The 13484-nt window shown below is 40.3% G+C and carries 8 protein-coding genes and 3 tRNA genes; 4 read left to right on the forward strand and 7 right to left on the reverse strand.

All coding sequences use genetic code 11. The features are described from left to right. Positions 1–62: 62 nt before the first annotated feature. Genes AACZ87_RS05860 through AACZ87_RS05875 form a run of 4 tightly spaced genes read right to left on the reverse strand, consistent with a single transcriptional unit; the run spans position 63 to position 3251 of the window. Positions 63–623, reverse strand: a complete 561-nt coding sequence (locus AACZ87_RS05860; protein ID WP_339865750.1) for a 1-acyl-sn-glycerol-3-phosphate acyltransferase — start codon at positions 621–623, stop codon at positions 63–65. Further along, positions 620–1423, reverse strand: coding sequence for a patatin-like phospholipase family protein (locus tag AACZ87_RS05865; protein WP_339865752.1), 804 nt, complete (start codon positions 1421–1423; stop codon positions 620–622). The genes AACZ87_RS05860 and AACZ87_RS05865 overlap by 4 nt, the downstream gene beginning before the upstream one ends. Further along, positions 1413–2252, reverse strand: a complete 840-nt coding sequence (locus tag AACZ87_RS05870) for an MBL fold metallo-hydrolase (protein ID WP_339865753.1) — start codon at positions 2250–2252, stop codon at positions 1413–1415. The genes AACZ87_RS05865 and AACZ87_RS05870 overlap by 11 nt, the downstream gene beginning before the upstream one ends. Before the next feature lie 51 nt (positions 2253–2303). Beyond that, positions 2304–3251, reverse strand: a complete 948-nt coding sequence (locus AACZ87_RS05875) for an acetyl-CoA carboxylase carboxyltransferase subunit alpha (protein WP_339865755.1) — start codon at positions 3249–3251, stop codon at positions 2304–2306. Positions 3252–3581: 330 nt separating this feature from the next. Here AACZ87_RS05875 and AACZ87_RS05880 point away from each other — a divergent pair. The 4 genes from AACZ87_RS05880 (at position 3582) to AACZ87_RS05895 (ending at position 4131) form a co-directional block, all read left to right on the forward strand. Continuing rightward, a tRNA-Asp gene (locus tag AACZ87_RS05880) sits at positions 3582–3655 on the forward strand. A 48-nt stretch (positions 3656–3703) separates the two neighbouring features. Further along, positions 3704–3777: transfer RNA gene (locus AACZ87_RS05885), tRNA-Asp, on the forward strand. Between the two features lie 45 nt (positions 3778–3822). After that, complete coding sequence (locus tag AACZ87_RS05890) at positions 3823–4080, forward strand: GIY-YIG nuclease family protein (protein WP_339865756.1); 258 nt, start codon at positions 3823–3825, stop codon at positions 4078–4080. Beyond that, positions 4066–4131 (forward strand) — tRNA-OTHER (locus tag AACZ87_RS05895). The genes AACZ87_RS05890 and AACZ87_RS05895 overlap by 15 nt, the downstream gene beginning before the upstream one ends. A gap of 297 nt (positions 4132–4428) precedes the next feature. Here the strand turns inward: AACZ87_RS05895 and AACZ87_RS05900 are convergent. From AACZ87_RS05900 to AACZ87_RS05910, 3 genes are all read right to left on the reverse strand, one after another. After that, positions 4429–8772: a PAS domain S-box protein gene (locus tag AACZ87_RS05900; protein WP_339865758.1), complete on the reverse strand. Its 4344-nt coding sequence runs from the start codon at positions 8770–8772 to the stop codon at positions 4429–4431. 515 nt (positions 8773–9287) lie between these two features. Further along, positions 9288–10295, reverse strand: a complete 1008-nt coding sequence (galE, locus tag AACZ87_RS05905) for a UDP-glucose 4-epimerase GalE (protein ID WP_339865759.1) — start codon at positions 10293–10295, stop codon at positions 9288–9290. 139 nt (positions 10296–10434) lie between these two features. Continuing rightward, entirely contained in the window at positions 10435–13434 is a 3000-nt protein-coding gene (locus AACZ87_RS05910; RefSeq protein ID WP_339865761.1) for a PKD domain-containing protein, read from the reverse strand. Positions 13435–13484: the final 50 nt, after the last annotated feature.

The following is a 13484-nucleotide window of genomic DNA, read 5'->3' on the forward strand; positions in this document are numbered from 1 at the left end:
AGATGTTACAAAAAGTTAAAAGGGATTTCTGCCAGCGAAATTCACATGTCAAATCTCAAATCCTACAAAATCCCTTTCTCAGGATGCCTGCCAGTAACAGTTCTTCCGAAGATTTTTAGCTCTTCGATCTGTGCATCCATATTTCCATCTGGGTAAATCACAGGACCGATCCCTGCCTCTTTTTTCTTATAGTCAAGATAGCCCACAACTACTGGAACGTTTGCTCCGAGTGCAATATGGTAAAAACCTGACTTCCATTTTTTCACCTGACTTCTAGTTCCTTCTGGAGTCACCATAATCACAAGCTCATCCCGTTCATTTAGCATTGAAATCATAGACTCTGAATATGTTTGCTTTCGTCCTCCAGGAACTCGTTTTCTGTCAATTGCTATTGCTCCCAACCCTTTAAGCAACCAACCCAGCGGCCCAACCATAGCTTCTTTTTTAATCGTAAAGCGAACAGGTATATCCATTAAGAAAAAAGCAGATCTTGCGTAAAGGATATCCCAATTTGACGTGTGAGGAATAGCTATAAGCACCGCTTTTTTAAGTCCTTTTGGCCATTGGTCATTTAGGGACCAACCCGAAACCCAAAACACAATACGGGATAGAAACTTCATCATGCTTTCACAGATTTATTGCTTTGTTCAGCTAATTCTAAAATGGAAGGATTTTCCTCAATATAATTCATGGTGTGATCGTATCCCACTCCAAATAATTCTGAAGCCTTTTTGATATCAAATACGCCATATTTACCCAAGCCAGGAGGCTCGATGAAATAATCGCATTTAGATTTTCGGCTGTAGACATTGTAATTCATCGCCATAATTACAGAGCGCTCGATCAGTTTTTTCATGTTACTGATATTCGCCTCTTCAGGAAGTTGATTACAATTCACTCCTATCACAAAATCGCAAATCCCTTCCAGTGGCTCCACCGGAAGATTATTCAGCACTCCGCCATCTACCAAATATCTTTTGCCAATTACAATAGGATCAAACATACCTGGAATACAGGATGATGCCATGATTGGCCTAATCAGCTCCCCTTCTGAGTAATAGCGAACTTTCCCCTTTTTGATATCTGTCGCAGCTACAGTAAGTGGTATTTTTAGTTTTGCAAAATCATCATGATCCAGATAGAGCTTAAAAAGGCTTCCTACAGAGTCCATTTTGAGAAATCCTGTCAAGGAAATAGCAGGTCTCAGAAACTTGAAGTAATTCGTTTCAACAATTATTTTAAGAATCTCATCGGGTGTATAGCCCTGGCAAAACATGGCTCCAGCAATAGCCCCCGCCGACGTTCCAGATACTTTGGTAGGAAATATACCAGAGTCAGTAAGTGCTTTCAACACGCCCAAATGGGCAATTCCTCTTACTCCTCCACCTGAGAGCGCAATTCCAATCTTAAGGTTAGATTTCATCAAGTCTGAATGTTTGATCCAAACGAACTCCTTTTTCTGTCATTTTCACTGTGCAACATTCATTGACAGCATCATGCTCAAGGAATAGAATGTATTCTTCCCTTGCTGCTTCCTCCAAAAACTTAGCTTTTTCATCCATTGTAAGAAGTGGGCGCGTGTCGTAGCCCATCACATAAGGCAAAGGAATATGTCCAACAGAAGGAAGCAAATCCGCCACAAAAACAATCGTCCTTCCTTTATACTGGATTTTCGGAAGCATCTGCTTATCCGTATGCCCATCCGCCGTGATAAAATCAAAGCCAGGAAGAAATGATTTACTTTCCAAATTGACATAATCCAATTGACCCAGCTCCTGCATTGGAAGTATATTCTCTTCTAGAAAAGAGGCTTTTTCGCGGGGATTGGGAACTGTGGCCCATTGCCAATGGTCTTTGTTTGACCAATAAGTAGCCCTAGGAAAAGCCATCTCATACTGTCCATGTGAGCCATACTTCACTCCGCCTCCACAATGGTCAAAATGCAAATGGGTAAGAAAATTATCGGTGATTTGATGGGCACTCACCCCAAGTTTCTTCAGGTTTTTATCTAGTGAATCATCTCCATGTAAATAGTAATGGGAGAAAAACTTGGCGTCCTGCTTATTTCCTATTCCATTATCAATTAACACGATCCTATTTCCTTCTATTGCGAGAAGAGATCTCATAGCCCAAGTGCAAAGGTTATTTTCGTCAGCTTGATTGGTACGCGACCAAAGTGTCTTAGGCACCACACCAAACATGGCTCCTCCGTCCAATTTGAAAAATCCTGTATTGACTGCGTGTAATTCCATGATATGAAAGAAAAATCCCGGACTTTGTAAGAAATCCGGGCTTTAAATATTTTACTCAACAACTACACCCATCGAGCAAAACTTGTCGATGCGCTGTTCTATTCTTTTCTCAGGTTTGATCTTATCCAGCTCCTTCAAGGCTTGGAGGATAGCTTCCTTCAGCGTAATAGCCATTTTTTTCATATCCTTGTGGGCTCCTCCAAGAGGTTCAGGAATAATCCCATCTACTAAGCCATTGCCTTTCATGTCTGTAGCAGTCAATTTAAGAGACTCTGCAGCTTGTTCCTTATAATCCCAGCTTCTCCAAAGAATAGTGGAACAGTTTTCAGGAGAAATAACAGAATACCAAGAGTTCTCAAGCATCATCACCCGGTCACCAATAGCTATACCCAAAGCGCCTCCTGATGCACCTTCGCCAATAATGACGCAGATCACAGGGACTTTAAGCATAAACATCTCCTTGATATTTCGGGCGATTGCTTCACCTTGACCTCTTTCTTCAGCTTCCAAACCTGGAAATGCACCAGGAGTATCGATCAAAGTGACAATAGGCTTACCAAACTTCTCTGCCATTTTCATCAGACGAAGTGCTTTTCTGTACCCTTCAGGATTTGCCATCCCGAAGTTCCTCATCTGGCGTTGCTTGGTATTTCTACCTTTTTGCTGACCGACGAACATTACGGATCGACCGTCCAAGTCTCCTAAGCCACCAACCATTGCTTTGTCATCGGCTACATTTCTATCTCCATGAAGCTCGACAAAATCATTTGTCATCTCATAGATATAATCTAGTGCATAGGGTCTTTCAGCATGTCTGGAGAGCTGAACTCGCTGCCAGCGAGTCAGATTTTGAAACGTTTCTTTTTTCAAAGCAAGAATTTTATCTTCAAGGGATTCAATATCTGAGCTTAAATCGATATTTCTGCCGGTAGCCAACTCCTTCATTTCCTGAAGTTTCTGCTCTAAATCAGCTATAGGTTTTTCGAATTCTAATACCATTCTGGTGATTTTTGGGAAAAACAAAGATAAGCATATACCCTTGGGAATTAAAATTTTTAAGTGAAGGTAAATTACCAGATTCAGTTTTATGCTTTGCGAATCAGTATTGCATTGTAAAACGCACTATTAAAATCACCTTAATTCCCCCTCGATAGGGTCAGGTTAAGTATTATCATGAAAATTATCTCACTGAGAAAGAAGTTTATACAAAAACTAAAGTCAAATAATCAATTCAACTTTTGCAATAACAAATCTAAAACCTACCTTTGCATCACTCAAAAACGGAGTAGTTGAAGAGAAATCAACAACAGCTCAATTTTTGTTGTAAACGGAGTGGTAGTTCAGCTGGTTAGAATGCCTGCCTGTCACGCAGGAGGTCGCGGGTTCGAGTCCCGTCCATTCCGCTTAAAAATGATGAAAACGTTCATCATCTAGTGACAATTAAAAATATTGGAGTGGTAGTTCAGCTGGTTAGAATGCCTGCCTGTCACGCAGGAGGTCGCGGGTTCGAGTCCCGTCCATTCCGCTTAAAGTCCCGAAGAAATTCGGGACTTTTTTGTTTTATTAGTAAATGGAATTTTTCGCTTATATCCTTCAATCACAAAAGGATGGGTCATATTATATAGGTTCCAGCCAGGATCCATCGGAAAGGCTGAAAAAGCACAATCGAATGCATAGTGGTTACACAGCAAGAAAGCAACCATGGAAGATTGTTTGGTTAAAATCTTTTTCCACAAAAAATGAAGCTCTACAAATGGAGAGATTTATTAAAATGAAAAAATCCAGAACATATATTGATGGTTTAATTACTGAGAGTTCAGCTGGTTAGAATGTTTGTCCCGATTCATCGGGAAGGTCGCGGGTTCGAGTCCCGTCCATTCCGCTTAAAGTCCCGAAGAAATTCGGGACTTTTTTGTTTTATTAGTAAATGGAATTTTTCGCTTATATCCTTGGATCAGTCTTAAAAGTTGGGGGAATTGATGGCTATTACTTTTTTTGACCACTTCAAAAAAGCAATAGGTCTTCCTATTTAAAAGAAGACCTATTAGTATCAAATGCTACAAGAATAAAGGCCCGAAGCTTTTCTTTATTTTGGGTATCCGCTTTTCTACAAGTAAGGCGGCAAAAGCAGGCTGACTGGCATCCTTGCGGATCTCATATTATTTATTTTGCCAGACTATATCTCCATCATCTCCAGCACTAAATCAATTTCTTCCTTTAGTTCCTTGGACAATTTGCTTAAACGATCTGAGTCAAACTCAACCATATGCTCTAGTTCATTTGCAATTTCTGATAGATTTCCCATACCTGCCGAAATTGCTGTACCATAGAGTTTGTGACCAGCCTCATTAATCAAAGTGATCTCCTTGGACTCGATCATCTCCTGAATAGTACTCAGAGAACCTTTTAGCTCAGTCTTTACTAATAGTTTTATGCTTTCTAAAAACTCTTGATCATTCGAAGTATAATTACGAAGTTTCTCAGGATTATAACGCTTATCTACTTGAGTTAAGCTTTTTCCTTCAGTCAAATTTGAACTTGCATCACCTTCATCTAACCATTTATTGAGAACCATTTTTACAGTTTCTTCGACGACTGGCTTCACTACAAAATCGTCCATTCCTGCCAGAAGGCATTTCTCCCTTTCCCCCTTCACATTACCTGCGGTAAAAGCAACAATAGGAACTCTCGAATCCTTTTCGAGCAACCTTATATTCTTCGTGGCTTCGTAGCCGTTCATTTCCGGCATCTGTACATCCATCAGGATAATATCCGGAAATTGCTTTTGACAATATTCCAAAGCTTCCAACCCGTTATTCACTCCTATTATGGTGGCGTTAGGCGCAATCTTTTTTATGATTGTTTTCGCCAAAAGCATATTTACCATATTATCTTCAGCTAGAAGTACAGTAAAATCTTTCACCGTATTATCTACTTCCTCCGATGCTTCCACTTCCATGTTAGCATCGAATTTATGAAGCTTGGATAATGCTTGATAGAATTCCTGAATTTTGATTGGCTTGATCAATCGATGATGTACACGCAGTTCCTTGCAGTTTTCTATGATTTTATGGTCATCAGATGAACTATGAAGCAGCATGATTGGCTCATCTGATCCCCATGAATCAAAAGTCTCTCTTATCTTACGGATAGTCTCCAGTCCATCCATAAATGGCATATGGTAATCCATTAAAATCACATCAAATTTTTGCCCAGTTGCTAAAGCTTGCAAGGCTTCAAATCCATTGGAGGCTTCAACTGATTGAATGTTTTTCAGCAATAACATTTGCCTAACAATCAATCGATTATTCTCATTATCATCAACTATAAGCACATTATTTATCTTCTCTACGTCAAACCAATCGATGGCATCACCTTCTTCTGTTTTCAAAGTAACATCGAAAAAGAATGTGCTTCCTTTTCCTGGCTCACTCACAAGTTGTAATTGACTATCCATCAGCCTGAGAAGACTGTTTGAAATAGTCAATCCAAGGCCTGTACCTCCATATTTCTTGGTCGTAGAACTATCTTCCTGAGAGAATGCTTCAAAAATCTTCGCCTGCTTCTCAGGTTTAATTCCTATACCAGTGTCTCGTACAGCGAATCGCATTTTATAAAATTCACCTTCAGATTCCAGAATTTCAATCTTCAATTCTATCTCCCCTTTTTCGGTAAACTTGGATGCATTGCCCAATAGATTTACCAAAATTTGTTTTAACCTCACAGAATCCGTGTGGACAAATCTTGGCAAGTCGGTTGCCACATTCAATAGCATCTCCAGACCTTTATTCTGAATCTGATAAGTAATAATATCCGTCGCCTGAGCACTGATTTCGTACAGATCACACTTCTCTATATCGAGCTCCAGTCGGCCAGCTTCAATTTTAGAAAAATCAAGAATATCATTGATAATGCTCAAAAGCGCATTTCCTGATTGATTTACAATGGATAAATATTGATGCTGGGTTTCGTTGAGATTTGTTTTTAAAACCAAGTCAGTAAAACCTATTACGCCATTTAAAGGTGTTCGAATCTCATGACTCATATTCGCCAGAAATTCTGACTTGGCAACACTCGCTTCCTCAGCTTGAATTTTTGCCTTTTTCAATTCTTCCCGCTGCTTAACAAGGCTGGTAATGTCTTGGGTGAAAAGCATCATGCCGCCAACTTCTCCATCGTGAAGGTACCAAGGCCTCATTTCCCAAGTCACATAGCGATTCTCTGTATCACCTGGCATTCTGATTACATCTTCTTCCTTTCGCTCGACTGCACCGTTTAAAACACGCTGATCGCGCGCTCTTCCCGCGCTATCTATTTGCGGAAATAAATCATAATGGTATTTACCTACGATATCCTTTCCTTTCAGAAAGTAATCCTTCTTCCATTGATTACTTGCAGCAATGTAAATCAAGTCCTTATCCAACATAGCAACAGCAGCTGGAGTGTGTTTTACAAATGCATTAAGCCTGCTTTTTTCTGTAATTAAGTCATTTTCTATTTTGCTTTTCTCGGTAATATCTATAGCTATACCTAGATAGCCGATTGATTCCCCCGCCAAATTCTTCATAGGAGAAACAACCAATGATACAACTTTTTCCTCGCCGGTTTTTGTTACAAATGTCCAATCACGTTGCTCCACCCCATCACGGTCAGCCCTTGCAGTAAAAATTTCAGCTGGACTAATCTCCCTTCCAAAATCAAGTTCCAACTCTGCTTTAAAGGCTTTGACTTCTTCCGGCTTGTGAAGCACACTAGGCTTTTGCTTCCCCACCATTTCCTTGGCAGAATAACCTAGCATTTTTTCAGCTCCTACATTAAAAACAGTTATAAACCCTTCCTTGTCCGTAGAAATCACACAGACTTCCGAGGAAGCATTGATCACATCATCCAGCACTTTTCGGGTCTGCTCCAAATCTATCTGAGCACGCTTACTCTCATCAATATCCTGGAAAGTTCCAAATACGCGTATACATTCTCCCTTTTCAAATTCCGCTTGACCTATGGCCCGAACCCAAAGTTCATTTCCTTTACTAGTAACTAACTGCAACTCCAAATCCCAAGGCTTTCCTGTGGCCATTGCCTCTTGCAAAGCTACAGTGATAGCATCTCGGCTATCTCCTTCTTTATAGAAATTTATACCAGTTTTCACATCAGGCTCAAAGTCCTCGGACACTTCATGAATTAACTTCGTGGTGGGTGTCCAGCTTAAAAGCTGCTCTTTCATGTCTAGATTCCAGCCACCTACCCTTGCCACTTTCCCTGTTTCTTCGAGTAGCTTTCGGGCATGTGATAATTCTTCCTCCAGTTTCACACGCTTGGTGATGTCTATTGCATTTCCAATCACATAATCCCCTACTCCAAAGTGATCAGTCTCCAGCACGTTGTTGAACATCCAAATAAGCTCTGAACCATCCTTATGCTGAGTGATCATTTGTCCACTGGCTTTCCCTTCTTTTTGAACCACAAAAAGATATTGGTCTATTAGTTGATGACGATAGCTTGGCACTATATCATACAGACTTTTTCCGATCAACTCATCAGCTGAATACCCTATTTTTTTAGCACCTGCTTCATTCACAGAAATAAATATCCCTTTCAAATCATGTGTACACATCAGACCTTGGGAGTTTTCGAAAAACGCCCGTAATCTACCTTCACTCTTTGCCAATTGCTGTTCCTTGGCCTGAGAGTCAGTAGTATCTCTCGCTATACTGAAGATATTGCCTGTGTTAGGGTCTGGGGTGGACACCCAGGAAAGAACCTTATAGGTACCATCTTTACATAGAAACCTATGGGAAAACTCAATTGAAGATTCACCTGAAGCTAGTTTTTCTATTTCCTTCTTAGACTTGGCAATATCTTCCGGATGAATTAATTCAAAAAATGATCGAGTAAGAAGCGTCTCATTGTCCCAGCCGAGCAAATTTGTGAATGAGGGATTGATTTTTTTGAAAAAACCATCTGTACCAGCTATACAAACCAAATCATTGGAAAGGTTAAATAACTTCTCCACATTACTAAACTCTGCTATCAACTGCCTTTCCTGAATTATAATGACAGCTTCACTAGCAAGGAGTTCGAGCGCGGTTATAGTCTTTGCATCCAAGTGTATAGGTTCCTTATCAAAAATAAATAAACAACCAACCCATTCCCTGTTCTCGGAAACCAAAGGTACACCTACATAGGAATTAATTCCCTGGGCCTCAAAAGCCCTCTGAATATCATCTGGAAGAGAACTACTCTGCACTTCAGTACAGCTAACAAGTGATTGACTTTCTAGGGTTAGACTTTTAAAAAAAGTGGTAAGCTCTCTATTTTCTATGCTTATACCAGTTGCTACTTTGAACCCAGCTAACTCTGTCCCTTCAATCAGGATAAGAGCTTGGGAAGCACCTGAAACAATTGTACTCAATTGGCAAATCCTATACAATGACACATCCTGAACAGGGTCAAGATTTTGATAGCTATGAACTGACAATTGTTGTGACTTACTCTTTCCTTTCCCGGAATTATTACTCATAACTAAATTAAAATTTTTAGACTAATCCACTTTGGAATAATCAGACATAGACAAGGCTGATATTTTCTTCGCACTGATGTGCTACACGTAAAAGTCGCGATAGCTATTCTATAGTGATATCATGACAGTAAAGTAGTTACTCTTCCATAGTGTAGCTTTCCCCGATTTATTTTGAGTTTTTTGCGATACGAAACAAGAAATATACATCAGGACTTTCTCCGATTTTTAAGCTGATTCGTACTCTTTTGATTTAAATTTCCTGTCAAATTATGACAGTTTCAGAACAATAAAAATAAAAGGATATTGAATCAAAAATTTGAATTCTGGCTCAGAAGACAAAGACATTCATCTATCTCACCTCATTACCCTTTGTAAATGTTTATCAAATAAAGATTAAAGCTTTTCGTCCTGAACCAGACCATACAAACGAAAAAACTCTCCTTAAAATATAATTTACTTTAAGGAGAGTTTCATTTTTTAGTTGTAGTATTTATACGCTTTTAACGCCGCATAAATTACAATGCCTTCTGCCAGTTCCAGCTATCTCTTAGAGAATCTTCAAGGGAATAACTTGGGTGCCAATTCAGCACATTATTAATTTTGGCTGTATCAGCCCAGATTTTCACTATATCACCCGCTCTTCTTGCCCCGATCACATAGTTCACTTTGACTTCATTTACTTTTTCAAATGTTCTAATGACTTCCAAAACAGTATTTCCGTTTCCAGTTCCCACGTTAAATACATCGTAGAAATCATCTTTTTGCTCACCCAAATAAGCAAATGCTTTTACATGGGCATCTGCCAAATCCATCACATGAATAAAATCTCGAACACAAGATCCATCCGCTGTATCATAATTATCTCCAAAAACGGTAAGCTTTTCTCTAATGCCAGCGGCTGTCTGAGTCACAAAAGGAACCAAATTGGCAGGTGTTCCGATGGGAAGTTCTCCTATTTTACCACTTGGATGTGCGCCTACGGGATTGAAATAACGTAAGGAAATCACTCGAATTCCAGCTTGGCTTTTGACAAAATCGACCAAAATATCCTCACAAATCTTTTTTGTATTTCCATATGGGCTTTCGGCATCCTGGCGTGGTGTTTCTTCGGTAACCGGCAATATATCTGGCTGACCATACACCGTGCATGAGGAAGAAAAAACCAAATCCTTGATTTGCTTTGACTTCATAAAATCAAGGATTGTCAGCAAGGAACCTAAGTTATTCTGGTAATATTTCAATGGCTGCAAGGTACTCTCTCCCACCGCTTTGAAGGCTGCAAAATGAATAACTCCAACTAGTTGGTGTTCTGAGGAAATCTTATCCAAAAGGGCACGGTCACTACAGTCACCCTTATAAAATGTAAGCTTTCTGCCAGTGATTTCTTCTAATCTATCGAGTACCTTTTCATCAGAATTTGAAAGATTATCGATGATAATCGGGTTGTAACCAGCTTCAATTAATTGAACCGCTGTGTGTGAACCTATGTAACCAGCCCCACCTGTTATTAAAATATTTTTCATTCTAGTTTAAAAGTTTGCAGGTACAAAACTATCCAAAAGGATGGATTATAGAATTCTTTTCGGATTAGTTTTGGGTAAAGAATCCAGTAAGGTTTCTGCTCAAAAAGTTGATAAATGATCCTACGCTATTAAATGTCAATCATCTAATAAGAACGAATGCTCCTCGTTTTTCAACTGTTTGCATTTCGCCTTCTAGTGGAAAACTATACTGCATCAAGAAAGTATAACTACCCGGGATAGCATTTTCTCCATTCGCCAATCCGTTCCAGCCTTCTGTTCCGGCATAAATTAGTTGGCCCCAGCGATTATAGATCCAGAGGTTAAAATTAATCTCACAATTGGATACCCCTTTAAATATCCCTTCATCTTTTTGGGGATTGAATCCTGTGGGCATTCTTACATCGGGAGCTTTCTCAGTAACTACCCCCATCCCCAAACTCACACATCCGGAAGCATCCAAAACAGACACTGAATAGGTCCCCTTAGCTAAACCAGTCAGCATATTAATTGTAGTATTTTCCTCCTCCCAAAAGTAAACATAAGGAGCTTTGCCTCCTGAAGGAAAGGAAAACAATTCCCCATTGCTTCCTCCTGGACAGGCAGGCTTTGTCAATCGAACATCTACTTCCAAAGCTGGAGGAGAAGTGATTTCGAAGGAAACAGGAATAAAGCAACCGTTTTGATCGGTAACAGTAGTCTCATAAACTCCCTGAGGAACATCTGATAAGTTTAATTGTCCAGAAAAATCAATTTCCCCGTCCAATTCTATAGTATATGGTGCGGTGCCTCCAATTACAACCAAATCCAAAACTCCATCCTCTTTACCATAACAACTCGCTCCTAATACGGAAAGTGAGGTTAGCTCGAGCAGTTCAGGCTCAGTAATCACTAAGTTTTCCAATATCCGCTCACACCCTATACGATCTGTGATGGTGACAGAATATAGCCCAGCAGGTAATCCCTCGGCACTAGACTCATTCATTGTAGAATCATGTGACCATAAAAATTCAAACGGTGCGACACCACCTTGAATTTCTAATTCGATTTTGCCACTCGATTCACCGAAACACTGAACCGGCAAAATACTTCCAACGGAAACTACAAATTCCTCTGCAATGGTAATCTCCAACTCCTCTGAGGTTCCCTCACAGGATTGATCGACCAAGCTATACGTGGTATAACTTAAAGTTCCAACAGTGCCCGGCACATTCCAACTTACCTCTACGTTGGCTTGATTTTGGCCGTAAATAATTTCTCCTCCTGTGACTGTCCAATCGTATCCTCTACCTGTAGTTGAATTCGGAGCTTCATAGAAATGTGTGGTCTGAGGATCAAAACAAACTTCTTGGTTTCCGGCAGGTAAAGCGGCATCCAATTTTAAATTAATGACCACCTCAAGTGAAATCGGGTCTATCAAACAGCCACTTGTACCGATTATGTTGGCTGTAATTTTAGCAGCAGGATTTGCAGGGCCCCAATTAACCAAAATTGAGTCGCCATAATTCTCTACGATAGTCCCACCTTCAATATCGAAAGTCACTGACTTTATATGCTCCTTATCTACTAGCTTATACATCAATTCTTCTATATCCGGACAGACAGACTGCTCACCTATGAGTTCTGCTTTTGACTCTAGCACTTCTACCTCAAAGGTCTCATCCTCCTGCTGATCGCAGGTATTAGGACTAAGGGAAGAGGTGACTGTGACTTCGTAGATCCCTGGCTCTGTATAGGTATGCTTGACCTCCTGACCTTCTTGGAGAGCTGATCCATCGCCAAAATCCCAGGTAAAATAAGTAAAAGCGTCACTTTCCGGAGTGATAGTCCAGACTCCTTCCTGTTCTAGGCAAGCAATCCGGTCTCCTTCCACTTCAAATTCATACTCAGACTTCACTTCGAAATTCAGGTTATCCAAAGCAGCGCCAACAGCATATCCATAGGATTCCAAAAACCCAAAACCATAAACATATGCTATAAAACCATCCGGATTGATCAATTCATGCACTCCCTGAAAAACACTCACTCGCGCAAAATAGAAAGATGAATTGCCAGGGACTGGGGAAAATGAATTACCGATATTTCTACCGTCCAAAACCGTTTTGGACTGGGCTCCAGCCGGAACTATAATATTGACAAAATGTGCTTCAATTGACTGAAGTGAAAGGGCAGAAAACTTTACCTCTTTGAGCAATTGCTCATTTGGGCTATAGGAAATCATAAAAGGATCCCCGCGATCAAAATTGGGATCGCCCACTTCGTTACACCCTTGGCTTTTGGAGAATACAGTAACTGATGCAGGTTTGGAAGTAGTGATTGATGCCGTTTGATTTTTTGCAAAATCTAGGGTCACAAACTCAGCTGCGTTAATAGATCCCCTTGGTATACCGTTTACGAATACTTGGGTATTGTCCTCAGAGGCCAGCACTTTTACCAGTTCCCCGGAAGTTCTTCCTTCCAAGGCAACATGTATAAATGATTGCCCCCAGGTGTTTATAGGGTATGCCTGCTGAAAAAGATTGTCATTTGCACTTCCGCAATTCCCAACAGAAGTCCACTTATTTCCTCCAAAAACAGCTATTTTCTTACAGGAGTTTGCATCATCTCCTACCACCCTAACTCTGGAACCTGTCAGATCATAGCGTTCTTTCACTTGATAACTTTCACCTCTATTAAGTGTGATCGTGATGGGAGCTGCACTGAATAAACTTTTGGTGATCTCCACCTGCGTATCATCCTCTGTTGCAATGACAAGTAAAAGACTTTCATTATCCACATTGCCATCATACTCCACCGGGTAAGTGAGTCTTTCGAAGTGAGAAGTCACCAGGTAGTCTTTGCCTAAAGCCCCCACTGGCAGCACCACGGTCCCATCTGCACTTCTAACTCGCTCATTAAAGGCATAAACTGATAAATCTCCAGTAGAATTGATATATATCCCTTTTTTTTCTACCCGCTGAGCAGATCGATGAAGCAGATCAAGTGTCTCTGAATCGACTATGAAATTATATCTACCTCCTTTGGCAAGGGTAGCATTACGTGTTTGTCCCAAATATTCAATTGTAACAGTAGCATCTTCTATAGCAGTGATTTCTAAAACAGCTCGATCTGAAGCGCCAGGAAGGATTCTGTTATTTTCCATAAATCCCACCCAAAATTCTTTACCGATCGTGGAGATTTGGCCATGGGATT

This window comes from uncultured Algoriphagus sp. (assembly GCF_963974365.1).
Classification (GTDB): Bacteria; Bacteroidota; Bacteroidia; order Cytophagales; family Cyclobacteriaceae; genus Algoriphagus.

Excerpts from the sequence above, each read along its gene's own strand:
- AACZ87_RS05910 (WP_339865761.1), bottom strand. The coding sequence starts at position 13,434 with ATGGAAAATAACAGAATCCTTCCTGGCGCTTCAGATCGAGCTGTTTTA.
- AACZ87_RS05870 (WP_339865753.1), bottom strand. The coding sequence starts at position 2,252 with ATGGAATTACACGCAGTCAATACAGGATTTTTCAAATTGGACGGAGGA.
- AACZ87_RS05860 (WP_339865750.1), bottom strand. The coding sequence starts at position 623 with ATGATGAAGTTTCTATCCCGTATTGTGTTTTGGGTTTCGGGTTGGTCC.
- AACZ87_RS05900 (WP_339865758.1), bottom strand. The coding sequence starts at position 8,772 with ATGAGTAATAATTCCGGGAAAGGAAAGAGTAAGTCACAACAATTGTCA.
- AACZ87_RS05875 (WP_339865755.1), bottom strand. The coding sequence starts at position 3,251 with ATGGTATTAGAATTCGAAAAACCTATAGCTGATTTAGAGCAGAAACTT.
- galE (WP_339865759.1), bottom strand. The coding sequence starts at position 10,295 with ATGAAAAATATTTTAATAACAGGTGGGGCTGGTTACATAGGTTCACAC.
- AACZ87_RS05890 (WP_339865756.1), top strand. The coding sequence starts at position 3,823 with ATGGAATTTTTCGCTTATATCCTTCAATCACAAAAGGATGGGTCATAT.
- AACZ87_RS05865 (WP_339865752.1), bottom strand. The coding sequence starts at position 1,423 with ATGAAATCTAACCTTAAGATTGGAATTGCGCTCTCAGGTGGAGGAGTA.